A 24,162-nucleotide genomic window follows, 5' to 3' on the forward strand; every position below is an offset into this window, starting at 1 on the left:
CGCAACCCATTTACCAAATGACGAAAGTAGTGTATCCTTGTCCATGCGTGATCTCCTAATTAGGGATTTGGACAGGGACTACCTGTACCTCTAATTTTAGGAGATTTTTTTCTGCCATGGACGCCGTAAAATTTACATTTTTAGCACAATTTAGCACAAAATAAATCACTTGAAACCTATGTTAGGTTTAATGCAACGCTACTGAGGTTGTTTAAAGAACAACTTCGTTATAAAGCTGTTTATAATGATCGGTTTCAAAATAAAAACATTCTAAGGGTCCCTGGATGAGCAATCCAGGGATCTTTCGGTAGTTTTCCAAGATGGAGATGAGAACATGATGAAGGAGAATGAACGGAAGTCCCAAATGGATCGAATGACCTTGAAAAATCGGATTCTCCTGCTTTCTTTCTTACAATACCATTACTTCGATCCTGAACACGAAACTGCAATCCGGCATCCAAAGCAACTTGAAGCAGGTGAGGTTGTCGTTTGAAAATAGTTTAAGCAACCTGAATCACGTTTCTCAACAACTTGCCTTCGAGGGAAACATAGGAAAACAGTTGGAGCTGTTCCTGACAGCGGAAAAGCCATATGATCGCAGATATCTGACGGATCAGATCAAGTACCAGTTAAATCTCATTACGTTCACCAATCCCAATATAGGACTGACGTTGTATTACTTTAGTAATGACCGTTCCATTCACTTTGAGAATATGGGCGTGCTTGTCAAAAGCCAATAATAGTACATAAAATGATTCGCTTATTTGAGAAACATTCCTATTTGAGACCCGCAATAATACATCCGAAAATTTAGGGTTGCCTTAAAGCGCGCTTTAAGGACTATGATGTAGAAGAACCTGACGAAAGCATCTGAAAACAAACTTTAAGAAGGGATCCAAGAACATGGCATTTACTATAAAAGAAGCTTCAGAGCGATTAGGTTGTTCGGCACCTACCATTCGTTATTACGAGAAGGAGGGATTACTTCCCTACATCAAGAGAGATAAGCATGGGAATCGTCTGTTTGAACAAGATCACCTGGATTGGATCAGGCTGATGACATGTTTTCGAGCAACTGGAATGAAGATGTCTTTACTTAAGCAAATGGTCAATCTCGCATTAGATGGCGATTCCACAATTCCTCAAAGAAAATCAATTCTTAATCAGTACAAAGAGGATTTATTTAGACGTCAAAGTGAGCTTGCAGAAGCTCTTGATGCTGTGAATAACAAGCTGTCCATATATGAAGATATAGAAATGGGAAGGGCCAGTTCAGAAAGTCAACTGTTAAAACAAATCGAAAATCAGCAACACTCAACAAGCGATAGTGAGGGATAATATATGAAAGCAAGAAAATTAGGAAACAGTGATCTAGTCGTGTCCTCGATTGGACTGGGGATTATGGGAATGTCTCCAGGAATGTATGGAGAAACAAATGATGAACAGTCCATTAAGACCATACACCGTGCTCTGGAATTGGGAGTTACTTTGATCGATACCGCTGATGTTTATGGAAATGGGCATAACGAGGAGTTTCTTGGAAAAGCACTCAAAGGACGCCGAGATCAGGCCATTATTGCGACTAAGTTTTCCTACACACCTAATTGAATTGTACTCCTTCACAATTGGCCCTAGCATGGACCATAGCAAATCATGCACTACCGATTCCGGGAACCAAACGAATAAAATATTTAGAGGAAAATGCAGCCTCCGTGGATGTTGAACTAACTCCTGAGGACTTGGTTCGTATTGAAGAAGTTAGCCCTAAACATGTCGTTCATGGTACCCGATATATGAAAGAACAGATGACGCTACTTGACGGGTAGAATCTAGTGGATCAAATACATTAAAGTGTAAATAGTGGCCCTCATCCTCGGGGAGTCACTATTTGCATTTTGAACTAATATGAGAGATTGGTTTCTCCTGTACAAAAAAAATCCCATTATGGGCAGGATTTGAAATGAATTAAGCATGCACTGCCTCAGGTCTCTTTGACCTTGCCCCGAATAGATGGACACGAAGAAAACCTCTATAATAATTGAGGCTTGTTACGCTAACGGGGAGTTGAACAAACATGGAGTAGTTTGCTGCGGCAGCTGCTCCCTTTCTTTGTTAAGCTAACGGGCAGGATAGCGGAACAAAGCAACCATTGTTTCGTATAAATTGTTTGTGAAAGGGGGATGTAAATGAGTATTAATTATAGTGATCTACTGAATGAGATGATTTCAAATTTATTCGAGTCTAAATTCCTAGAACTTGGCTTTAAGCGTTCAAAAAACACCTTCTCTAGAAATGTAAACGGTATCCGACAGGTGTGCCAAATACAAAAAAGCCGAAGTAACAGCAGCATGTTTGTATCGTTCACTATTGGAGTTGGTGTCAACCATCCCGACTTTGCCAAATCACAAGGAACGATGTTGAAATTCGATCCCTTATTGATTAGCATACCAATGGCTAATCTTGTTGAAAAAGCATTACAGAAAAAAACCTACCTCAATTGGTATCGTATGGGTGATATCCCTGGGTTTGCACCTTATGGTGGCTTGTCAGAAGATACATTTGATCTGGAAGATCCATTTACGAGATATGACCGAATATGGAAAGACCCGAATAAGTTGGCTTATATAATAAATCAGGACATTAACCTGTGTATCATTCCATTTTTTGAGTCTACCGATACAGAAGCTAAAGTTGTGAAATTTGTTGAGGCTAACCAGTACTATGACTTTTTAAGTGAGCTTGGACGGCTATTTATTGATGAAAAGTCGGATATACAATAAATAATATTGCATCCATATTGGTTGATTATTCCTTCCTTGCGGGAGGTTACTGCCTAGTTCCTTCTAGAACCAACGGGGAACGATCGTTGAATAATAATGGACGAGCAGGCGCAAGGTGGCTTGCTTATTTTATTAAGATAACGGGGAGCGTTCCTATTATGAAGAAATATGAGGATTGAAAAATAAAAAGACTCCTTGGTATGATACCCTCATGGATGATAACGACAAAAGGCCATCTGTTAAGATGGACTTAAATCGTTGACCGGAGGGTTTCTTTATGATTGAACATCCACTGGACATGGCTATTTTGGGGATATGTACAGGATCTGGCCAGAGGGGGAGGATGCAGTCTGAGCTTTAAGATTGCAGGTGGTATCCGTTTTTCGTGTAAGCGCTTAATCTACATGACGTCTGCTCAGGTGAAAGTTGAACACTCTGAGCCAAGTCTTTGTTATGCTAATTATATTAATCAGTATCGTGATGTTAGATTGAATAATAGACACATAGAAATAAAAGCTTAAAATAGACGATGTATTTCTTCGCGAAGGAACGTCGGTAAAATATCAGTTTCATCCAAGAACAACGACATGCAACAGGTGATGCCTCACACAAGTGTACCAAGATGAAGAAGAAGGGGATATCCTATGAAATTGCAGGCTGCCGGCAAAGCGAAATGGTTCGTTTATCAGAAAATTGTTATCGTATTTATCGTGTTTCTTGTTCCTCTCATTTCGATGAACATCTGGGTCAATTACAAGGGCATGTCTTTTTCAAAAAATACGATGCTGGATTCAGCCGAAGCGGGAGCTTCCTTTTACGCGAAGCAACTGGATAAAGAAATGTATTTTATTCGCAGTCAGCAATTGGGGTTTATTAACGGTGAAGATTTACAAAAGCTTAGCTTTAGGGGAGGAAGCCTCGGGAAATATGATGAGGTTAAACTGATTGATCAAGTGAGAGATCGATTGAGCTTTCTCATGAATTCTAGCGAATACGTGCTTAATGCAGGGGTTTATATTGCATCAATAGGTAAAACCATCTCTATTTCGAACGGTGTTACCAATACGCCAAACGATGAATATAAGCTCATTTCTACACTATTAGGAGATTCAATCAAGCCTTCCTTTTATAGAGTTGAAGATCGGATATTCTTTATCGAGACAGCGAATAATGACGGCATATGGTCGTATATTGAACTTTCCAAAGTGAAGCTGCTCGAAGAGCTGCATCAAATTAGGACCCTATACCAGGAGTCAGAGGTATTGCTTGGGAGTGAAAGTTTGGGAAGTGTATTTTCCACGACGCAACAGGATCAAGCCATTACGGTACAGCAACAACTGGTTAAAGATCCTAATGATCAAGCTGACCATATGTCTAAAATGGAGAAAGTCAACGGCATCCGTTATTTTGTTATACACAATTTTGTCAGCTCTTTAAATTTGTCATTAATTATGTATGTGAATCAGAACGAAATCACCAGATCACTAAGCCAGTTTTATACGCTGTATTACCTCTTGTTCAGCATTACCATTATCATTCTTTTGCTATATTCGTTCTCGGTTAATGTCATGATACATCGTCCATTGTCCAATCTGGGCAAAGCATTTCGAATGATAGAAACAGATAATCTGAACTTAGTCATCGAATCCAAGACAAATGATGAATTTCATTATTTATTTCAAAGCTTTAATCGTATGGCACATCGATTGAACGTTTCCATAAAGGAAAACTATGAACAAAAAATAGCGCTGCAGCATTCGGAATTAAAGCAGCTGCAATCTCAAATCAACCCCCATTTTTTATACAACAGCTTTTTTAATATTTATATGATGTGCAAAGTAGGGGATTCTGATAGTGCCGCGGAACTCTCCCAAAAACTTGGAAGCTATTATCAATACATCACAAGAAGCGGTGCTGATGAAGTGCTTCTTAACAAGGAGTTTCAACATGCGCTGGATTATTGCGAAATCCAATGCATTCGCTTTTCCAATCGAATTTCGTATGAATACACCGAGATTTCGGATCAATTGCATACCGTTTACGTACCAAGACTCATCATTCAGCCGATCGTCGAGAACGTATTTGATCATGCCTTTGAAGATGGTACGATGAACGGAGTTGTCTATATTGGAGCTGGCTATCAGGCTGATACAGTACGCATCACCATTGAAGACAATGGCGGTTTATTAACAGATGATAAAATAGAGCAATTGCAGGAGCAGCTTGCAGTCAGAACGAAGCAGGTTGAGAAAACGGGATTAATTAACGTGAGCAATCGGCTAAAATTAATTTATGGAGAGGGCAGCGGCTTATTCGTCTCCCGAAGCCAATACGGCGGTTTGAAAGTGGAGCTTATCATACATCTTGAAAATAAGGGGGTTTAATAATGTACCGATTGTTAATTGTAGATGACGAGCCTGTCATTGTGAATGGCCTAGTACAGCTTTTTCAGGGAAACAAAGACTTTGAGCTGGATATATGCAAAGCATATTCCTCCGGTGAAGCGCTTGAAATAGCAAAGAAAACGAAACTGGATATCTTGATCAGCGATATTCGTATGCCTCAGAAGAATGGTCTGCAATTAGTGGATGAAATGGTATACTATTGGCCCTCATGCAGGGTTATCTTTCTTACAGGGTACAGTGAATTTGATTATGTGTACGAAGCGTTAAAGAAAAACGTAGAGAACTATATTTTGAAAACAGAAGGAATTGAGCCGATTTTCCAAGCGGTTAAAGAGGTAATAGGTAAATTGGAAGAAGAGAAGCGTCTTAGGCTTCAGCAGGAAAAGGCGCAAAGACATATTCAAATCGCGGAGCCTTATCTAAAAAAAGAACTGATGGAAGCCATGCTGAGCGGAAAGCCGCTTCCTACTCTATTGACTCAACCCATTTATGCAGAAGTGGACTTTGGCATTGTTGTTGAGCGTCCCTCTTTCTTCCTTGTAGGGCAAGTGGATCGGCTGGATATTCATAATTTAAAGATGCTGGAAGCGGTACAACGGATTTTTGACAATCATCTGCCGGCTTCCATAGTCGCTGAGAAAACGGTTTACAATGGCAGCACACTTGTGTGGCTTCTTCAAGCGGATGAGGAATTATTGGGACGCTTTAGAGGGACTCAACCAGATGCGGATGCGAATGAGCATGGTATAGCATCCTATATGAAAGGCATTCTTGAGCTTGTGCAGAATGAATGTGTTGAGGTGCTCGCCGCTTCGGCTTCATTCGGCATTTCTGGGAATTTGTTAGGAAAGTGGGATACGCTTCATCTCCAAGTGGAAGCCGTTTGTGCAATGATTCAGAAAAGAGCAGCATTTGGCCAAAAAATGGTTATTGTTGATTACGAAAAATCGACCGGTTGTGAATCTGATTTGAGCGGAGAGATAAAGCAAGAAGAATTCAAACAATTGCTAATTGAACAAATTCATCAATATGTTCATAACAATCTGTCCAATGATGTGTCCCTAACGGCTATTGCAGATGAAGTGCATTTTAATCCATCCTATTTGTCCCGCTATTACAAGCAGATCACGGGACATAATTTATTAGAGTATATTCAATCCGCGAAAATGACCGTTGCCATTGATCTAATGATGAATACATCCTTGAAATTAAATGAAATTGCAAGTAAGGCGGGTTTTGATTCGGCTTCGTACTTTACGACTTTTTTTAGAAAAATGACAGGACGTTCACCTCAAGAATATCGAAATTCACAATAGGTAAAAAAATCAAAAGCGATGTAAAAAAAGTGAAATTGAAACCGCTTTCTCTCTCGAAATATAATAAGCACAGGGATCAGAGCTACTAACATTATCAAAAGGGGGAAAGTGTTCCATATGAAAAATAATAGAATGATGAAAATGCTCTTATTGTTATCGCTGTCTCTTTCAACCATTTCAGCATGCTCGACTCAAGGTGATAACAAGGCAAATACACCAACCTCTAAATCGTCATCAGAGAACAATCAGACTGAAGTCACTCCGCCAGATCCATTCGGTAAATACCCTGAAACGGTTACGGTTACACAAGTACTTGGATTCAATCCGCCTGAAGATCCGAGAACACCAAAAGGGATTACACCCGATCAGAATGCTTACTTCAAGGATCTCAAAGAGATGATGAACATCGATGTGAAATATAAATGGACCGTGCCTTCCAGCCAATTTGAACAAAAGTTTTCACTCGCGATGGCATCAGGAGACCTGCCTGATATTTTAGAGCTGGACCCGAAAAATTTCGAGAAGCTGAAAAAGCAGGATATGCTCGCTGATCTTTCAGATGCTTATGAGCAATACGCATCGCCAATACTTAAGAAATACATGGAATCTGATGGCGGTTTTGCAATGAAGACTTATAACTCAGACGGCAAACAGCTGGCGATTCCAGCTTTTGAAGATCCATTCCTATCTACTCAATTGCTTTGGATTCGGAAGGATTGGCTTAATAATTTGAACTTACAAGCACCAACAACGATCGATGAGCTGGAAAAGGTCGCAGAAGCATTTGTGAAAAATGATCCGGATAAAAATAGCAAGAATGATACTTACGGTATTTCTTTGCAGAAAACGCTGTTTTTCTGGGGATTTGATGTAAGAGGATTATTTAACGGATTCGGTGCCTACCCATCCATTGGTGATGCTCAGACAGCCTGGCTCAAAAATGGTGAAGATAAACTAATACCGGGTCTTATTCAACCTGAGGTGAAGACGGCGCTTAGTAAGCTGCAGTCTTGGTACCAAAATGGCATTCTGGATAAAGAATTTGCTTTGAAGGATGAGAACAAGGCAGTAGAAGATATTACTTCGGGCAAGGTTGGTATTTCTTACGGAGAATGGTGGTACCCGAACTGGCCGCTTAATTTAAATATTGACAATGATCCGAAGGCTGAGTGGATTGCGGTTCAAATTCCAGGGCTAGACGGTCCAGCAAAATCACTTGTTCCAAAAATTCGGGCTGGTAAGGTTTTCGCAGTAAACAAAAAATCGAAAAATCCAGAAGCAGCCATTAAAATGATCAATTTCTATATCGAAATGGGCAACAAACAATATTTAGAAAAAAACAAAGCAGAGAATGGATATGTATATAACTGGTTTAATCCACGTATCTACAACCCTGCTCAAATTGAAACGATCTATACAGAAGTGAACAAGGCACTCGACGCTAAACAGACTGAAATTACGCTTGATGATGAGAATTTCAAGAATGTAGCGGATGTCTTCAAAGCAAGTACGGATTACCTTGCAGGAAATACAAAAGATGCTTCCAAAGGCGTGAATTGGGGTCAATATTATAGCCGTGCAGCAAAAGATGGCGGTTGGGGAACGACTCGTAAGATTAAAGAAAGCGGAGCGTTTGTAAACAATGAATTTTATGGCCTACCTACAAAAACACAAGTAGAGAAGGGGGCCCAGCTTGATAAACTTATGCAAGAATCCTTTACCAAAATCATTATGGGCACCTCGATTGATGAATTTGATAAGTTCGTTGCAAGCTGGAAGTCGCTAGGCGGCGATGATATTACAGAAGAAGTCAATGCATGGTATAGCGAGCAAGCCAAAAATTAAATTCTAAACAAGCGTAAACGGCTGACGCCGTCCTTGGCGGCAAAAGCTCGTTTCGCGGTGAAATATAAGCAACGTATAAGGTTGAATTTTATACTTTCTTATATTTTTAAAAAAGCGGGAGAGACGAGTCGAGAAGTCGACAACTCCTCCCGCTTTAAAATTAGCAGCCGGTTAGGAGGGTCATCTATGAGAACACTGAAAAAAGAATATTTGCTGCATTTGATGCTATTGCCTGGTGTTATCGCTACTTTGATCTATGCATACGGACCTATGGCTGGTCTAGTCATGGCTTTTCAACAGTTTGAGCCATTATCCGGATTTTTCAAATCAGAATTCGTTGGCCTTGAAAATTTCCGTTATGTATTTGCTTTACCGGATTTCAATCAGGTGCTATGGAATACGATCATTATCGCGATCTACAAAATGGTCCTGTTTCTGCTTGTTCCACTCCTTCTTGCGCTGTTGCTTAATGAGGTTACAAGAAAATGGTTTTCAGGCTTCATTCAGTCTGCCATCTTCCTTCCGTTCTTTCTGTCATGGACCGTGCTTGGGGGCGTCGTGATTGAATTGTTCTCGTTGAGCGGACCTATTAATGGCTTGTTAACCGAAATTGGATTTCAGCCTATTATGTTTATGCTCGACAATGACTGGTTCAGAGGTATTGTCATTGGCTCAGATGTCTGGAAAGGCATGGGCTACAATATGATTGTTATGCTCGCAGCCATTGTAGGCATCAATGCAACGCTTTATGAAGCGGCAGAGGTTGATGGAGCAGGGAAATGGAAGCAAGTCATGCACATTACGCTTCCAGGTATTGCCCCAATTCTTATTTTGCTTGGCGTATTAAGCTTAGGCGGCATTCTCAATGCGGGTTTCGAACAAATTCTAATTATGTATAACCCGACTGTTTATGAAGGTGCAGATATCATTGATACATTCGTTTATCGACTAGGGATGTTCAGTCAACAATTCGGACCAGCAGCGGCAATCGGCCTCTTTAAATCGGTCATATCATTAGGGTTAGTATCGATTACCTACTATGCGGCTTACAAATTTAACAATTACAGAATATTCTAGGACGGAGGTAATACGGTGATACACAAACAATCAATCAGTAGGAAGCTTTTTGTCGTGTTCAATACGTTGTTGTTAACTTCAATCACGTTGCTCGGTATTATCCCGTTCATTCATTTACTCTCTATTTCACTTAGCTCGAATACGGCAGCGATGGCAGGAGAAGTAAAGCTTTGGCCTGTCGGCTTCTCCTTGGATGCTTATCAATACTTGGGAGAGAAGGTAGAGTTCTTCCGTTCCTTATGGGTTTCCTTTCAGCGGGTCGTGCTTGGGACGGCTGTCAATATGCTTCTTGTATTTATTACGGCTTTTCCACTCGCGAAAACGAATAATCAGTTTAAATTTAGAACCCCTTATGTATGGTTCTTTGCAGTTACGATGTTTTTCGGCGGCGGATTAATTCCTACTTATATCATTGTAAAAAATACAGGCATCATTGATTCGATTTGGGCACTCGTTTTGCCAGGTGCTTTGAATGTATGGAATATGGTGCTCATGCTGAATTTCTTCAGATCCATTCCGAGAGAACTGGATGAGGCAGCTACAATTGACGGTGCGGGACACTGGCGAGTGCTTTGGCAAATTTATTTGCCTGTATCGCTTCCTTCGATCGCAACCATTGGATTGTTCACGATTGTCGGGCATTGGAACTCTTGGTTTGACGGTATTCTTTATTTGAATTCACCGGAAAAGTATCCACTGCAAACCTATCTTTCTACATTAATCATGTCGATCAATGCCCAAATGTCTTCCATGTCTATCGAGCAGCTTAAAGTGATGGATAACTTAAGTGAGAAGACGCTTCGAAATGCGCAAATTTTTATGGGTGCTTTGCCCATTATGCTCGTGTATCCGTTCTTGCAAAAGTATTTTGTTAAAGGCATGACAGTAGGAAGTGTCAAAGAATAGATAGACTTAAAACAACGAGGAGAGATCATTCATGAAAAAAGTTACTGTTGCAATCATTGGAGCGGGATTACGGGGAGTCAACTATTTGGAGTATGCACTTCAGCATCCTAATGAGCTGCAAGTTGTAGCTGTTGCTGAACCGGTTGTTGAACGTAGGGAGAGCTTCCAAGCTAGGCATAGTATTCCGGCTCATATGTGTTTTGAGAACTGGGATGATTTTTTCGCTATGCCGAAGCTCGCGGATGCTGTACTCATCTGCACCCAAGATAAACAGCATTTTGATCCGACAATGAAAGCACTTGAGGCTGGCTATCATGTGCTGCTTGAGAAGCCGATGTCTCCGGATGCCAAAGAATGTTTGCTTATGGGTGAAAAGGCGTCTCAGTTAAACCGTGTGTTTTCGATTTGTCACGTGCTTCGGTATACTAATTTCTTTTCTACCATTAAGGGACTACTAGATAATGAAACAATTGGAAATTTGATGTCAATCACGCATAATGAAAATGTAGGATTTTGGCATCAAGCACATAGCTTCGTGAGAGGGAATTGGAGCCGGAAAGAAGACTCCAGTCCAATGATTCTAGCGAAGTCCTGTCATGATCTGGACATTTTACTCTGGTTAGCAGGTTCGGAATGTGTTCGTGTATCCTCCTTTGGATCACTCTCTCATTTTACATCCGATCAAGCGCCGGCTGGGGCGCCGTTACGCTGCTTGGACGGTTGTCCTGTGGCAGATGATTGTCTCTACTATGCGCCTAAGCACTATTTAACAGAGGATACAAATTGGCCTACAGCGGCAATTAGTAATGATTTGAGCTATAGTGCGCGTTATAAGGCGCTAGAGGAAGGCCCATACGGCAGATGCGTCTATCATTGTGACAATGATGTCGTTGACCATCAGGTTGTGAATATGGAGTTTGCTAATTCTGTCACGGCAGCATTTACGATGAGCGCATTTACTAAAGATGTCAGCCGTACAATCAAGCTTATGGGAACCAAGGGGGAAATCCGCGGTGCCATGGAGAAGAATGAAATTGAAGTGATTCATTTTGGCAGCGGCAAGGTTGAGCGAATCTCTTTTGAAAATATGGGAGGTCACGTTGGTCACGGCGGTGGCGATATGGGTTTACTCAAGGATTTCTTAAAGCTGGTAAGAGAAGACGGCAAGAGTCAAGGGCTAACCTCGGCAAGTCAATCGATTCAAAGTCATTTAATGGCTTTCGCGGCGGAGCAATCAAGAATGGATGGAAACAGTGTCAATATCAAAGATTTTGCAAAAAGTATCCTAATATAATGAGGTGAAAGAGTAATGAATCATCCAATCCAATTTGAGACGAAGTTACTAAGCTCTTTGACAAAAGTATTCGCAGATGAGACGCCAACCGAACAAGCCTTTAACAGCGCATCTGCGCTTTTCGGCGAGACCTATTCATTTCAGGTCGCATACACTTCAGATACTCTCTTGAAAAATATAAGTGTAAACCTTGACTCATCCCTTGCAGACCGTATTTTGATTAGAACTGTCGGACTGGTTCCTTCGGAGATGCCTTGTTTCAAAAACCCTGATGATAACGTCCTGCGCACGGCACCGGGACTATATCCAGATCCGTTATATGAGCTGAATCAGCAATCCATTAGTGCGGTTCCCCAGCAATGGCGTTCCATTTGGGTGAGCGTTGAGCTTGACCAATCTGTCTCTCCGGGTCTTCATTCCATTCAACTCTCTTTCCTATCTGATGAAGGAGAGATCTTAGCGGTATCCGATGTATTTCAGTTGACTGTCATCCCTGCTGCATTACCTCCGCAAAAATTGATTCACACAGAATGGTTTCATGTCGATTGTATTGCGACGCAGTACGGTGTCGAAGTCTTTAGTGAAGCGCATTGGACACTTCTTGAACGTTATGTGGACTCGATGGTCAAGCATGGCATGAACATGATATTGACACCACTATTTACGCCGCCGCTCGATACACTCATTGGAGGAGAACGTCCAACTGTTCAACTGGTGCAAGTTGATGCCCAGGGAGATACTTATCATTTCGGTTTTGATCAGCTTACGCGGTGGGTAACCATGTGCAAGAAGCTGGACGTGAAGTACTTTGAGTTTTCACACTTATTTACGCAATGGGGAGCAAAGTGCGCTCCAAAGATTATAGGAACGGTACATGGAGAAGAGAAAAAGCTATTTGGCTGGGAGACGGATGCATCCTCAGAAGCTTATCATAACTTCTTGGATCAATTCCTGCCTAGTCTTGATCAATACTTGAAAGAGAATGGACTGGATAAGCAAAGCTGGTTCCATGTTTCGGATGAACCGGAACTCAGTCATTTGGAATCTTATCAAGCTGCAAGCGAGATCGTGCGCCGGCATCTTTCTGATTACCCTATTATGGATGCGCTATCCGATTTGGATATGTACGAGCGGGGTCTGGTGCAGAGACCGATTCCGGGGAACAATCACATCGAACCGTTCCTAGAGCATGGCGTTCCAGATTTATGGACCTATTATTGCTGTGCGCAGCATCAAGAAGTATCCAATCGCTTTTTTAACATGCCTTCTTCTAGAAACCGGATTATTGGATTCCAGTTGTATAAGTTTGGATTGCAGGGTTTTCTGCACTGGGGCTTTAATTTCTGGTATTCGCAGTATTCCATTGATCAGAAGCTCGATCCTTTTCGGTCAACGGATGCAAAGCTTGGATTTCCTTCGGGAGATTCCTACTTGGTTTATCCGGGCAAAGAGGGCCCAATCGAATCGATCCGCTTGGAAGTTCTTTATGAGGCCTTGCAAGACTTACGCGCATTAGAGCTGCTTGAGCAGAAGATAGGCAAAGAACAGACGATAAAGCTAATGGAAGAAGGTCTAACAGCGCCATTGACATTCTCCGTCTATCCAAAAGGCGGTGGAGAATGGTTGCTAGCTGCAAGAGAGAGAATCAATCAGGCGTTAGCCAGTCATTATGCTTAATATTTTAACTATTTAATGAGGTGGAGAATAGATGACGATATTTAAATATTCAGGATCTTCATTTTATTTTGATGATCAGCCCATACGCCTCCTTTCAGGAGCCATTCATTATTTTCGAACCGTACCCGAGCATTGGCAAGATCGACTTGCAAAATTAAAAGCTTGCGGGCTCAATACCGTTGAAACGTATGTCCCATGGAATCTTCACGAGCCGAAGAAGGGCCAATTTTATTTTGAAGGCATGGCAGATATCGTTCGTTTTATTGAGCTGGCTGGAGAGATCGGGCTGCATGTCATTGTTCGGCCTGCGCCCTATATTTGTGCAGAATGGGAATTTGGCGGACTGCCTTCTTGGTTGCTGGCAGACTCGGATATGCGTCTCCGTTGCTACCATCAGCCGTTTCTAGATCATGTGGATGCTTACTATGATGTGCTGCTTCCGAAATTAAAACCACTCCTATGCACCAATGGCGGACCGATAATCGCGATGCAGGTCGAGAATGAATATGGAAGCTACAGCAATGACAAACGGTATTTGATTCATCAAAAAGAAAGCATGATTGCTCGTGGAATGGACGTGCTGTTATTCACTTCTGACGGACCTGAAGATGCGATGCTGCAAGGCGGTATGATTGATGGTGTTCTGGCAACGGTGAATTTTGGATCCCGTGCAGCAGAAGCTTTCGAGAAGCTTAAAGAATATCAACCGGATGCGCCGTTTATGTGTATGGAATATTGGAACGGTTGGTTTGATCATTGGCATGAGGAGCATCATACCCGTCCCGCTGAGGATGTCGCAAGTGTGTTGGATGAAATGCTTAGTCTAAACGCATCCGTTAATTTCTACATGTTCCATGGCGGAACGAACTTTGGCTTTTTTAACGGAGCGAACGGTCATACAGCGGATAGCTATGAGCCGACGGTTACAAGCTATGATTATGACGCTCTACTGAATGAATCGGGTGATCCGACAGCTAAATATTATGCTGTGCGAGAGGTCATCTCTAAATATGTGGATCTAGGTGAATGTGAATTGCCAGCTCCGATCGCGAAGAAAGCGTATGGACGGATGGAAATGACCGAGCAGGCTTCATTATCGGCTAACCTAGACAATATCTCTACACCTGTATACACGGCATATCCTGAGACGATGGAAAAATTGGGGCAGGATTACGGCTTTATTCATTATGAGACATTCATTAGTGGACCCCGACCGAAGGAAGAGTTCTTCATACAGGACCTGCATGACCGTGCTCAAGTGTTTCTTAATGGCAAACTGGCTGGCATTCTGGGTCGTACGGATGCGAATGCTAAACTTGAGTTTGATGTACCCGCTGAAGGTTTGCAAGTGACTGTGCTTGTCGAGAACTTGGGCCGTGTCAACTATGGACCTTATATGAAGGATCGTAAAGGAATTACGGAAGGCGCACGTTATGGACGACAGTTCTTGTCGGATTGGAAGACGTATACGTTACCGCTGACTGACTTATCTGGTCTGCAATTTGGGGTCATCTCGGAACAAATGGAACCAAGCTTCTTCCGAGGAACGTTAGTTGTGGATGAGCCATGTGATACATTCATCAGCTTGGAAGGATGGACCAAAGGGGTCGTGTTTATTAATGGCTTTAATTTGGGACGTTATTGGAATACAGGGCCGCAAAAAAGCTTGTATGTGCCGGGACCTTTATTGCAGCAAGGCAATAATGAAATTGTCATTTTTGAATTGCATGGAACCTCTGACAGAACTGTGACCTTTTTGGATCAACCTGATTTAGGTGAAGAATCTTCTCCGGGGAAGATGACCTACCTCTGTCAAGAGATTCCGAAGGAATGGCACACTGGAGTACAAGACGCTGTGCCATGGCATCTTTTTGAGCCATTCGAGCTAGTTGATACGGTAACTGGTATGCAGGCCTTGGAGCAAACGGTCGTCCGTGCCTGCTGGAGTCCGAATTGTTTGTTCATCCAATTTATTTGCGAGGATCGGCATATTGCCTCGGATTTTTTGAACCGGGATGATCCCTTATACGAACAGGATGTTGTCGAGCTGTTTTTTGATGAGCATGGTAATGGCACTCATTATTTAGAGCTAGAGGTCAGTCCTCACAACGTCGTGTTCGACGCCCGCATTGAGAATGACGGCTTCGGCAATACGGTACGGATCGATAAAGAGTGGGATTTTGCCGGCTTACAGACGAATGTCTATTTGGATGCTGCGGACAGACTAGTCTACGAAATTCAAATTCCTGCTTATAATTTTGACCGTCCGTTTCGTGCAGGGATGCAGTGGAGGGCGAACTTTTACCGGATTGACGAGAATCCGGAAGGATTGCGCGAATATCAAGCATGGCAGCCGACGGGTGCCGTTAATTTTCATGTGTCCGACGAATTCGGAACAATAAAGTTCATATAAGCAGGCATATAGCGCTATGAAAAAGGGAATTAACATCTGGTCGGCAGTACCAAAATGAAGTATACCTCACAATTAGTAAAAAAGTGGTTGAACAGAAAATATATCTGTTCAACCACTTTTTTGTTCATATATAAGAATTTATAAGTTTTCACTTATAAATGTGCTTATATATCACCGCGAAACGTCAGCTTTTGCCACAGAGGACGGCGACAGCCGTTTACGCTTGGAATTTGTTATAGCTTTTATCCAAGTTAATTGATAACTCCGCAAGCGATGCGATTACCGGAGTTTCCGGAGGGATCGGTTACGTAGTCGTCAGCTTTCTCGTGAATGACTAGCGCCGTGCCGCCCTCCTTCAATAAGGAATTCGCTTTGCCTTGTTGGAGAGTTACGTCAGCGCTAGCGATATCCGCGCTCACTTTTCTGTCAGCTCTGACTTCAATATTAGGCAGATCGCCGCTGTGATAACCTTTCGGATTGTTAAAGCCATGCTGCTTGCTCATAGGATTAAAATGGTCGCCAGCCGATTTAAAGTCAGGCGCCTCGCATTTGCCGATATTGTGGAAGTGGACGCCATGCGTGCCTGGCGCTAGCTGCTCCGCTTCAATGTGAATAAACACTTTGTCTGCTTTTTGCACAAGCTGGGCGGAACCGATTTGCTTGCCCTCACCGTTATTGATGGGGATTAACAGGGCCGAGGGCTCGGAGCTTGCCATCGCCATTGCGGCTCCAAGCGATTGCGTCAGAAATAACAAACCAATCAAAGTAACGATTTTCTTCATATAGCCCTCCAAGTTTACACTGTCTAGGTTGACCGTTTAAAAAACGGCAATGGAAATAGGATGCACATTCCAGTTACTTTTATGCATAAAAAGGAAATTACGATGAAACATAGTTTTGAATCGAACATTGACCGGGTCTTATTCGCAGTTCGACCAGATGAAAGGGACTGGATGCAGCGCTAGAGTTTATATCAATTTCTTATATAATCGGTCACTTCCTGATAAAGATATGGTAAACTAAATATTGGAAGCGCCAAGTCCGAGGGAGTGTAACAATGGAGCAGCTAATCGGGAAAAAGATTAAGCATGATATTTTGAATGCGTATGGCGTTACGATAGTACCAGCCGACTCTGTCCTAACACCGGAATCCTTACAAATCATCATAAACCATCGGATAGATATGAACTCTCTTGTGTTCGCCTCGGATAAGAAGCCCGTCCAAGAAAATAGTATTCAAATCGGTGAACTGGTTCAGCAAACGGTTACCGTCTCGAAGGAACTTTTTGAATCGATCTTAGTGTCCCGCAAAGTACCTTTAATGGAAATCCGAAACGAGGTACTGCCCGCTATTTTGCAGCTTTCCAAAAATCCGGATATTTTCGAATTGTTCGAAGCGGTAAAAGCGAAGGATGACTATGTTTACCAGCATAATATTGGTGTTGGCGTCATCTCGACGCTCATTGGCAGATGGCTGAATCTAGACGATTCGGAGCTGTCGATCCTGTCATTGGCTGCGACTTTGCATGATGTGGGAAAAGTGAAGCTTCCGCTCGAGGTATTAAATAAACCAGGCAAGCTGAACGAAGCAGAGTTCCAGCTTGTGAAGAAGCATACAATATTTGGATATGAAATGCTCAAGGGAACGACGGGCTTGAGCTTGCGAATTGCCAGGGTTGCGCTGCAGCACCATGAGCGCGAGGATGGCAATGGTTATCCGCTGGGACTTAAGAAAGAAAACATAGATTTGTTCAGCTCCATCGTATCGGTTGCGGATATTTTTCATGCGATGTCCTCGAAACGCCCTTACCATGAGCCTTTGTCCTTCCATGAGATTGTTGAGCAAATGAGCGAAGGGAAGTTTGGCGCGCTTAACCCGCAAATCATTTCGGTGTTTATTGAAAACATGATGAAACGATTGGTAGGGAGGCAAGTGCTGCTTACAGATGGACGAGCCGGTGAGGTTGTTTATATCAACCCGCATAATATCGAGACGCCGTTAATTAAACTGGCAGATTACTTCTTGGATCTTAGCCAAGAGCGCGATGTTCATATTCAATCTATTATTGCATAAAATAAACGAGCGCAGTTTAAAGTAGAATAACACACAGAAAAGCCTCTCTTTTCGAACGAAAAGAGAGGCTTTTTTTGTCCAAATATAAGAATGTTTAACCACATACGATGCTAATATTTCACCCCAAACGAGCTTGCAACCAAGGACAGCGTCAGCCGTTTACGCTTGGTTTAGCTTTCGAAATCCTCGGCTGCATTCGCATGCAGGCTGTCTTCCTCGTTGTCCCTGATTGTTTTCTGAAGGACTAGGCAAGCAACGATAAGAAAGGCGCCGGCGATGGCGTAGTAGCCTTTTACGTACAGCGGCTCTTCAAGTACATAAATCCCGATATATTGAGCGAGAACAGCAAGGATAAAGCCTGCCCAAGCCATAAACGTGAAGGCGGAGGTGTTGCGTCTTCTGTACCCGGGATTGTAGTCTTTCAAAAATTTGTCTTCATCGTTGTCGCGTGCTACCTTTTGCAGCAGGAAGGAAGTAATGATTAAGAGCACGCCGGTTACGGCGTAATAGCCTTGCACGGACATCGGCTGCTTCAGCGTATAGATGCCAATAAATTCAAATCCGCAGGCGATAAGAAAGGCTGCCCAAGCCATGAAAGTATAAGTAGGGGTGTTGCGTCGGCGATAAAAGTTAGCCGGTTTGCGTACATGCATCGTTTCCATTTTTTCCATTTGTGAAATCCTCCCGAATCGAGTTGTTGTTGATGTCTTTAGTTTACAGCATATTCCTATTCTCAAAAGTACCAACTTATTATGGTACCAGGCGCTAGCATTAGAAAAACGGTGCCAGACTGTCACGCGTTAGCGATCAGGATGACACCGTTTATACTGTGTTTCTATTAGCGCTTCCTCAGCTCGAAAAACTCGCATTCCTTTCGGTTGTGGTAGGCAATATCGCTTACCCCCGATTGGGTTACGACTACGCTATCGTCAAACCGTATGACCAGCGAGCTTGAATCGATGAGCTGATTGTCTTGAAATACCCGAATGCGCTGCTGCTGCTCGAGGACCTCTTCAAAATCAAGGTCGCTGCTAAGCCTTCGATTTATGGCCATAGGTAAGCTCCTTCAACAGGAAATCATTTCTTCTAGTCTATCGCATGCAAGCAGGCGTTGCAAAGTCCTCTTTGTCGCCTCGGCCAATCCTATGTTACATTGTAGTCACGAAAGAAGAACATCGAGAAGGAGCTACAAGCATGTCTATACGCGTCCGGCTGCTGCTATCCTATACCTGCATTCTTATTGTCACGATCGTATTGTTTCTCGCTGCCGCACTGCTGTTTGTGGTTGCGGTCACAGGCGATGTGCGAAGCGTGAAGGACTTTTATAAGATTCATTATTCCGTGAACCCGCTGTCTAAGCAAGAAGAGACGATTTTTCTTGATCTTAAGTACCTAGCCAAAAATGAACCCGACTCGCTGCTCGATAAGACGCTTCTGGATCAATATAATTATAAGCTTCGCGCGGAACAGGCGGAACTGTTCATACGCAAAGAGGATGAACAGCTGTATTCCTCGTTATCAGTTAAGCAGCCTGAATTAATAAAATATCTCCCTGATTACGAAATGGAAAACAATGCGATTCGCGATACGCTGCAAATCGGTGATCATTTTTACGCGTATGCCAAATTTGATTTTTATTTTCCCGATAAAGCAAAAGGAAGCGTGCTCGTTATCCGGGAGCGAAGTCCGTTTGCAGAGGTCGTACGGACGCTGCTGCCGATTTTTCTCGGTGTGCTGTTCATTGTGCTGCTGCTTATGAACATGCTCCTTTACTACTTTTTGACCCGGAGCATAGTGAGGCCGCTTGAATTGCTCCGGAAATCGACGGAGCGGATAAAGGAAGGCAATTTGGAATTTGAGCTGCATGCGGATGGCAATGACGAGATTTCCCGTTTGAGCGAGGCCTTTGAGGATATGCGCGGGAAGCTGAAGCTGTCCGTCGAGAAGCAGCTTCAATACGAGCAAAACCGCAAGGAGCTGATCGCCAATATTACGCATGATCTGAAAACGCCGATTACTTCGATTAAAGCGAGTATTGAAGGCATCCGGGACGGCGTTCCGGATACGAAGCAAAAGATGGATCGGTATGTGAATACGATTTTGACGAAGGCCGATGATATGGATCAGCTGATCGACGAGCTGTTTCTGTACTCCAAACTGGATTTGAAGCAGCTTCCGTTTACGTTCGAAACGATCAACCTCGGCCATTTCATACAGGATTATGCAGAGGACTTGCAATTTGATTTGCAGGATCTAGGTATCGAGCTGGAATGGAGCATCGATACCTCATCAGCCTCGCGCGTGCTTGCCGATCGGGATAAGCTGAAACGGGTTTTAGTTAACATTATGGATAATTGCGTGAAATACATGACGTCCGAACCGAAGCGGATAGAGATTACGCTCAAACCGGAGACAGATTTCATTAGCTTAGCAATTCGCGACAACGGTCCAGGCATTTCAGAAGAGGCCGTCCCGTTTATCTTTGAACGGTTTTTCCGCGAGGATTTGTCGCGCAGCAGGCAAACGGGCGGAAGCGGCCTCGGACTCGCGATCACGAAGCAAATTATTGAGGGACATAACGGGACGATTCATGCCCAAAGCATGCTTGGGGCAGGAACCTCGATTATCATTCAACTGCCACGCTCCAAGCAACAGGAGGATACCGATGACTAAAATTCTCATCATTGAAGATGAAGTGACAATCGCCGAGGTGGAGAAGGATTATTTTGAGCTGCACGGTTTCTCGGCGGATATTTGCTTGACGGGCACCGATGGCCTTCGGGCCGCAATGGGCGGCCATTATGATTTAATCGTCCTTGATTTGCAGCTGCCGGGGATGGATGGATACGAGCTATGCCGTCAGATCAGGGCGGAGAAGGAAGTGCCGATCCTTATTGTTTCTGCCAAAAAAGAAGAAATAGATAAAATACGCGGGTTAAGCCTCGGAGCCGATGATTATATCACCAAGCCGTTCAGCCCAAGCGAGCTTGTGGCCCGCGCGAAGGCGCATCTGCAGCGCTATCAGCGCTTGATCGGCAAACGGGAGACCAAGGCGTCCGAGAAAATTCGAATCCGCGGCCTGCAGATTGATGCCTCCTCCAGGCGTGTGTATGTTAATGATCAAGAGGTGCAGTTTACGACGAAGGAATTTGATCTGCTCTCGTTTTTGGCGCTAAACCCGAATCACGTATTCAGTAAGCAGGAGCTTTTCGAGCAGCTTTGGGGGATGGACTCTCTAGGCGAAATTGCTACTGTAACGGTGCATATCCGAAGATTAAGGGAGAAAATCGAAGCGGATCCATCGAACCCCCAATACATCGAAACCATCTGGGGAGCAGGCTACCGTCTGACCGTCTAAAGCGAGTCAAGCGATCGTTTCGGAAAAGTTTCGAAGCTGTTTATCTTTTGTTAATCTTTTGTTTGCCAGCGGTTTATCTTTGTGCTTTATCATGAGGTCAAGCTAATCAACAGTACTCATGAGGAGGAAACAAGGATGAATTTCGTTTCGAATAAAATGGCAGCAATCGTATTGGCAGCAGCAATCGGGGTTTCAGCCGCAGCGGCTGGTCCCGTGAATGTATTGGCAAGCAGCGGTGTGCAAACGAAGGCACCGGCAGCCGGTTTTCAAGATATAAAAGATGGCGGGAAATCAATTGCAGCTATTCAGGAGCTGGTGAAGCAAGGGGTAATGAACGGGTACGGAAATGGTCTGGTTAAGCCGAATGCTGCCGTATCCCGTGCGGAGCTTGCGAAGCTCGTCGTAACCGGCCTCGGACTTCCGGTCAATGCGGCTCAGCCCGCTGGCGTAACGGATCTTTCCGCGGATAAATGGTACTTCCAATATGTGGCGACATTAGCCAACCTTGGCGTGATGCAAGCCGATGGCGGAAAGCTGAAGCCCAATGCACCGGTTACCGCTGCGGAGTTGACTGACATTATCGCAAAAGCACTGAAGCGGGATGCTGCTTCCGTAAAATATTGGGTAAAGAGCGTAGGCGTTAAGCCTCAATCCGTAACGCGCGGCGAGCTGGCTCAGCTGGTTGTAACCTCGCAAAAAGCAAAGCCTTCGGCTGATGCCGAGATTGTCCAAGTTAAAGTTTTGAACACAATCACATTAGAAGTTACCTTCTCAGCGCCTATAACGACGGAGGACGCAGCTCTGGATCAAGCTTTGAAAAACTTCAGCTTTAATAACGGACTTTCGATGCTGAACGTGCCTCAGCTAAAGACGGGCTCCATTTCGACCTACATCGTTCCTACCACACCTCAGAAGGCAGGAACGAACTATGAGCTGACCTACAAAGGGAAAGCAGCGGGAAATTTTGCCGGTAGCGGTGAAAAAATCGAAATGAGCAGCACAGATCAGGTTTCCTATGATACGTTCGAGGTGGTATCGGAGCTGTCCAAAGGCGTTACGGATTACGGCAATGTTATTTCAGCTTATTCGGTCGGACGCGCAGCTACGGCTTTCGTATTAGATGAGAATAATCAGTACAATGGAAAAACGTATGAAATTATATCCTCCATGCGTGCAAAGCAAGTAACGATTACGCCCGAAGGCGGGTCACCGATGATTGCGACATATGTATTATTTACGCAAGCAACGGATGGTCGCCAAGCGCCGAAATTCCGTTTGCCGGCAGGTGAGGTACTTAAGCCGGGCGTTAAATATACGGTTTCCTCGGAATGGGCAAATATCGCCAGCGCCACATTTGTGGCGAAAGAAATCGCACCACTTGAAATCGAATCTGCTAAAGCGCTGAACGACAGCTCGCTTGAGCTGACGTTAAAGGCCGATCCGAAGGATGAGCTGTTTGCGGTTCGCAGCATTGAACTGACCGGCACGGACGGAAGCAAGCTTACGGCAACTTACAAGCTGACTTCACGCAAAGGCGCTGCGGGAATTTTCGAGCTTACGAATGGCGCGAAATTGGTTGCGGGCATGACGTATAAAGTGAATGCCACAACCCGCTGGGCAGAGGGGAATGACGTTACCGTAACACTTGCGAAGTAATTTCGCTGAAAAGGGGCAGGCCGATGACGGCCCGCCCCTTTTCTCTTTCCGTAACGTATAGCGATTCACTGGTGCCGCGCAGGTCGTCTTCTTTTTTGGCCGAGTTCTGCATAAGTATGGGTATTGGCAGCGAGCAGGAATGCGGGAGGGGATCGGATTGGCGAAATGGGGAAGGAGAGGCTGGCGGTTCAGGCCGTTTGGCGGAAGCCGGATGCAGCTTTGGTCAGGCCGACCGTTCTCTAAGGTCAGAACGGTAAGCTGGGGGAGCCGCAGCAGCACAGCATCATCTCGTCCAGCTCCGAAAAAATGGGGCACAAGGGCAAGCGCAAGCAGCGGAAAATGGAGCATACGGCGGCCATCGATCAAATTCGGCGGCATCCGAAGCCGGAGCAGCAGCAGCAGCGGCGGCACAGGTGGAACTTGGGGAGCCAGGCCGGCAAGGCCGCGTATCCGGCGCCGGACGATATTTTTGATTACGCTTATCGTAATGATGGTTTTCTCGATTCAATCTTTCATCTATATCGAACGCAACTTGCGTCCGCCGCTTATGAATATTGCTAAAATAAGAGTAAAGCAGGTCGCTACGCAAGCGATTAACAAAGCGATAACGGAGCAGGTTGCCAGCCGCTCGGATACCGATAAGCTCATTGATTGGAAAATGAACAGCAACGGCAAAATATCAGGCTTCATGCTTAATTACGCGGAGCATATGAGCATCACCTCGCAGACCATCAATACGGTGCAAGAGACATTAAACGACATGAAGGACATACCGGAGCATATTCCGATAGGCCATGCTCTGAACAGTGCCATTATTTCATCTTACGGTCCAAGGGTTCCGGTTAAGTTTGAGCCTGTGGGCGCGGTAAAGGTTGATCTGAGCACGCGCCAAAAGGATGCGGGCATCAATATGATTTTGGTCGAGGTTTATATTCGGATTATTGCAGAGGTAACCATCATCATTCCGTTCGATACCGAGCCGGAGATCGTCGAAACGGATATACCGATTTCGTATTTGCTCGTAGTGGGCGATGTACCGATGTACTACTACGACAATACCGGCAAGCCGGTGGGCGAATCGGCTGCGCAAGCGCCGAACATTTCCGTGCCGCTCGGCCAAGGGGCCGGCAGCGGCGTCACAACGAATCCTCAAAATAGCGAAAATGCGGAATCATCGAACGCTGAATCCACGAACTCAGAAGCGTCAACAGAAGCTTCCTCCGAGGATTCCGGCCATACCAATGCTGCTAATAATGCCGTGACGAATACGGGAGATTCAGCCGGAGGCGGGGAATAGCCGGCAAAATAAGAAAAACGACTTTATTGTCCTCTGAATAGAGAATACGATAAAGTCGTTTTTA

19 protein-coding genes and 4 pseudogenes are annotated in these 24,162 nt (G+C 44.2%); 19 read left to right on the forward strand and 4 right to left on the reverse strand.

Going from position 1 to position 24,162, the window contains the following annotated elements:
- Positions 1 to 334 precede the first annotated feature (334 nt).
- The 14 genes and pseudogenes from RCO25_RS15895 to RCO25_RS15960 all read left to right on the forward strand — a co-directional run.
- Complete coding sequence (locus tag RCO25_RS15895) at positions 335 to 493, forward strand: hypothetical protein (RefSeq protein WP_308997128.1); 159 nt, start codon at positions 335 to 337, stop codon at positions 491 to 493.
- Positions 483 to 740 (forward strand): hypothetical protein, encoded by a 258-nt coding sequence (locus RCO25_RS15900; protein ID WP_308997129.1) that lies wholly within the window; start codon positions 483 to 485, stop codon positions 738 to 740. Before RCO25_RS15895 ends, RCO25_RS15900 begins: the two co-directional genes overlap by 11 nt.
- Positions 741 to 903: 163 nt before the next feature.
- Positions 904 to 1,338, forward strand: coding sequence for a MerR family transcriptional regulator (locus tag RCO25_RS15905; protein ID WP_308997130.1), 435 nt, complete (start codon positions 904 to 906; stop codon positions 1,336 to 1,338).
- 3 nt (positions 1,339 to 1,341) lie between these two features.
- A pseudogene (locus tag RCO25_RS15910) lies at positions 1,342 to 1,826 on the forward strand (aldo/keto reductase).
- 360 nt (positions 1,827 to 2,186) lie between these two features.
- Complete coding sequence (locus tag RCO25_RS15915) at positions 2,187 to 2,780, forward strand: DUF4304 domain-containing protein (RefSeq protein ID WP_308997131.1); 594 nt, start codon at positions 2,187 to 2,189, stop codon at positions 2,778 to 2,780.
- Between the two features lie 644 nt (positions 2,781 to 3,424).
- Positions 3,425 to 5,164 carry a sensor histidine kinase gene (locus RCO25_RS15920; protein WP_308997132.1) on the forward strand — a complete coding sequence of 580 codons (1,740 nt, stop codon included), beginning with the start codon at positions 3,425 to 3,427 and terminating at the stop codon, positions 5,162 to 5,164.
- A 2-nt stretch (positions 5,165 to 5,166) separates the two neighbouring features.
- On the forward strand, positions 5,167 to 6,501 hold the full coding sequence (locus RCO25_RS15925) for a response regulator transcription factor (protein WP_308997133.1): 1,335 nt from the start codon (positions 5,167 to 5,169) through the stop codon (positions 6,499 to 6,501).
- A 117-nt stretch (positions 6,502 to 6,618) separates the two neighbouring features.
- On the forward strand, positions 6,619 to 8,346 hold the full coding sequence (locus tag RCO25_RS15930; RefSeq protein ID WP_308997134.1) for an extracellular solute-binding protein: 1,728 nt from the start codon (positions 6,619 to 6,621) through the stop codon (positions 8,344 to 8,346).
- A 186-nt stretch (positions 8,347 to 8,532) separates the two neighbouring features.
- Positions 8,533 to 9,423, forward strand: a complete 891-nt coding sequence (locus RCO25_RS15935) for an ABC transporter permease (RefSeq protein WP_308997135.1) — start codon at positions 8,533 to 8,535, stop codon at positions 9,421 to 9,423.
- Positions 9,424 to 9,441: 18 nt separating this feature from the next.
- On the forward strand, positions 9,442 to 10,329 hold the full coding sequence (locus tag RCO25_RS15940; protein WP_308997252.1) for a carbohydrate ABC transporter permease: 888 nt from the start codon (positions 9,442 to 9,444) through the stop codon (positions 10,327 to 10,329).
- 31 nt (positions 10,330 to 10,360) lie between these two features.
- Positions 10,361 to 11,623, forward strand: coding sequence for a Gfo/Idh/MocA family protein (locus RCO25_RS15945; RefSeq protein ID WP_308997136.1), 1,263 nt, complete (start codon positions 10,361 to 10,363; stop codon positions 11,621 to 11,623).
- A gap of 15 nt (positions 11,624 to 11,638) precedes the next feature.
- The gene (locus RCO25_RS15950) at positions 11,639 to 13,300 is read left to right on the forward strand and encodes a DUF4091 domain-containing protein (RefSeq protein WP_308997137.1); all 1,662 of its coding nucleotides are present in this window, start codon (positions 11,639 to 11,641) and stop codon (positions 13,298 to 13,300) included.
- A 31-nt stretch (positions 13,301 to 13,331) separates the two neighbouring features.
- A pseudogene (locus RCO25_RS15955) lies at positions 13,332 to 15,077 on the forward strand (glycoside hydrolase family 35 protein); the annotation flags it as partial.
- 123 nt (positions 15,078 to 15,200) lie between these two features.
- Positions 15,201 to 15,713, forward strand: a pseudogene (locus RCO25_RS15960) (carbohydrate-binding family 9-like protein); the annotation flags it as partial.
- A 251-nt stretch (positions 15,714 to 15,964) separates the two neighbouring features.
- Here the strand turns inward: RCO25_RS15960 and RCO25_RS15965 are convergent.
- A complete protein-coding gene (locus RCO25_RS15965) occupies positions 15,965 to 16,495 on the reverse strand; it encodes a superoxide dismutase family protein (protein ID WP_308997138.1) in 531 nt (176 codons plus the stop codon).
- A 275-nt stretch (positions 16,496 to 16,770) separates the two neighbouring features.
- Between RCO25_RS15965 and RCO25_RS15970 the strand changes: the two genes are divergently transcribed.
- On the forward strand, positions 16,771 to 17,787 hold the full coding sequence (locus RCO25_RS15970; RefSeq protein WP_308997139.1) for an HD-GYP domain-containing protein: 1,017 nt from the start codon (positions 16,771 to 16,773) through the stop codon (positions 17,785 to 17,787).
- Between the two features lie 170 nt (positions 17,788 to 17,957).
- Here the strand turns inward: RCO25_RS15970 and RCO25_RS15975 are convergent, their stop codons facing one another.
- The 3 genes and pseudogenes from RCO25_RS15975 to RCO25_RS15985 all read right to left on the reverse strand — a co-directional run bounded on the left by RCO25_RS15975 (position 17,958) and on the right by RCO25_RS15985 (position 18,841).
- Entirely contained in the window at positions 17,958 to 18,158 is a 201-nt protein-coding gene (locus tag RCO25_RS15975; protein ID WP_308997254.1) for a YiaA/YiaB family inner membrane protein, read from the reverse strand.
- Positions 18,159 to 18,218: 60 nt separating this feature from the next.
- A pseudogene (locus tag RCO25_RS15980) lies at positions 18,219 to 18,440 on the reverse strand (YiaA/YiaB family inner membrane protein); the annotation flags it as partial.
- Positions 18,441 to 18,625: 185 nt separating this feature from the next.
- Entirely contained in the window at positions 18,626 to 18,841 is a 216-nt protein-coding gene (locus tag RCO25_RS15985) for a hypothetical protein (protein WP_308997140.1), read from the reverse strand.
- 140 nt (positions 18,842 to 18,981) lie between these two features.
- Between RCO25_RS15985 and RCO25_RS15990 the strand changes: the two genes are divergently transcribed.
- The 4 genes from RCO25_RS15990 (at position 18,982) to yunB (ending at position 24,098) form a co-directional block, all read left to right on the forward strand.
- Positions 18,982 to 20,460 (forward strand): sensor histidine kinase, encoded by a 1,479-nt coding sequence (locus RCO25_RS15990; protein WP_308997141.1) that lies wholly within the window; start codon positions 18,982 to 18,984, stop codon positions 20,458 to 20,460.
- On the forward strand, positions 20,453 to 21,145 hold the full coding sequence (locus RCO25_RS15995) for a response regulator transcription factor (RefSeq protein ID WP_308997142.1): 693 nt from the start codon (positions 20,453 to 20,455) through the stop codon (positions 21,143 to 21,145). Before RCO25_RS15990 ends, RCO25_RS15995 begins: the two co-directional genes overlap by 8 nt.
- A 135-nt stretch (positions 21,146 to 21,280) precedes the next feature.
- Positions 21,281 to 22,801, forward strand: a complete 1,521-nt coding sequence (locus tag RCO25_RS16000; RefSeq protein WP_308997143.1) for an S-layer homology domain-containing protein — start codon at positions 21,281 to 21,283, stop codon at positions 22,799 to 22,801.
- Between the two features lie 157 nt (positions 22,802 to 22,958).
- Positions 22,959 to 24,098: a sporulation protein YunB gene (yunB, locus tag RCO25_RS16005; RefSeq protein WP_308997144.1), complete on the forward strand. Its 1,140-nt coding sequence runs from the start codon at positions 22,959 to 22,961 to the stop codon at positions 24,096 to 24,098.
- Positions 24,099 to 24,162 lie beyond the last annotated feature (64 nt).

The sequence above is a fragment of the Paenibacillus sp. LHD-38 genome, from assembly GCF_031157315.1.
Classification (GTDB): domain Bacteria; phylum Bacillota; class Bacilli; order Paenibacillales; family Paenibacillaceae; genus Pristimantibacillus.

Excerpts from the sequence above, each read along its gene's own strand:
- RCO25_RS15895 (WP_308997128.1), top strand. The coding sequence starts at position 335 with ATGATGAAGGAGAATGAACGGAAGTCCCAAATGGATCGAATGACCTTG.
- RCO25_RS15905 (WP_308997130.1), top strand. The coding sequence starts at position 904 with ATGGCATTTACTATAAAAGAAGCTTCAGAGCGATTAGGTTGTTCGGCA.
- RCO25_RS15915 (WP_308997131.1), top strand. The coding sequence starts at position 2,187 with ATGAGTATTAATTATAGTGATCTACTGAATGAGATGATTTCAAATTTA.
- RCO25_RS15920 (WP_308997132.1), top strand. The coding sequence starts at position 3,425 with ATGAAATTGCAGGCTGCCGGCAAAGCGAAATGGTTCGTTTATCAGAAA.
- RCO25_RS15925 (WP_308997133.1), top strand. The coding sequence starts at position 5,167 with ATGTACCGATTGTTAATTGTAGATGACGAGCCTGTCATTGTGAATGGC.
- RCO25_RS15930 (WP_308997134.1), top strand. The coding sequence starts at position 6,619 with ATGAAAAATAATAGAATGATGAAAATGCTCTTATTGTTATCGCTGTCT.
- RCO25_RS15935 (WP_308997135.1), top strand. The coding sequence starts at position 8,533 with ATGAGAACACTGAAAAAAGAATATTTGCTGCATTTGATGCTATTGCCT.
- RCO25_RS15945 (WP_308997136.1), top strand. The coding sequence starts at position 10,361 with ATGAAAAAAGTTACTGTTGCAATCATTGGAGCGGGATTACGGGGAGTC.
- RCO25_RS15950 (WP_308997137.1), top strand. The coding sequence starts at position 11,639 with ATGAATCATCCAATCCAATTTGAGACGAAGTTACTAAGCTCTTTGACA.
- RCO25_RS15965 (WP_308997138.1), bottom strand. The coding sequence starts at position 16,495 with ATGAAGAAAATCGTTACTTTGATTGGTTTGTTATTTCTGACGCAATCG.
- RCO25_RS15970 (WP_308997139.1), top strand. The coding sequence starts at position 16,771 with ATGGAGCAGCTAATCGGGAAAAAGATTAAGCATGATATTTTGAATGCG.
- RCO25_RS15975 (WP_308997254.1), bottom strand. The coding sequence starts at position 18,158 with ATGGCTTGGGCAGGCTTTATCCTTGCTGTTCTCGCTCAATATATCGGG.
- RCO25_RS15985 (WP_308997140.1), bottom strand. The coding sequence starts at position 18,841 with ATGGCCATAAATCGAAGGCTTAGCAGCGACCTTGATTTTGAAGAGGTC.
- RCO25_RS15990 (WP_308997141.1), top strand. The coding sequence starts at position 18,982 with ATGTCTATACGCGTCCGGCTGCTGCTATCCTATACCTGCATTCTTATT.
- RCO25_RS15995 (WP_308997142.1), top strand. The coding sequence starts at position 20,453 with ATGACTAAAATTCTCATCATTGAAGATGAAGTGACAATCGCCGAGGTG.
- RCO25_RS16000 (WP_308997143.1), top strand. The coding sequence starts at position 21,281 with ATGAATTTCGTTTCGAATAAAATGGCAGCAATCGTATTGGCAGCAGCA.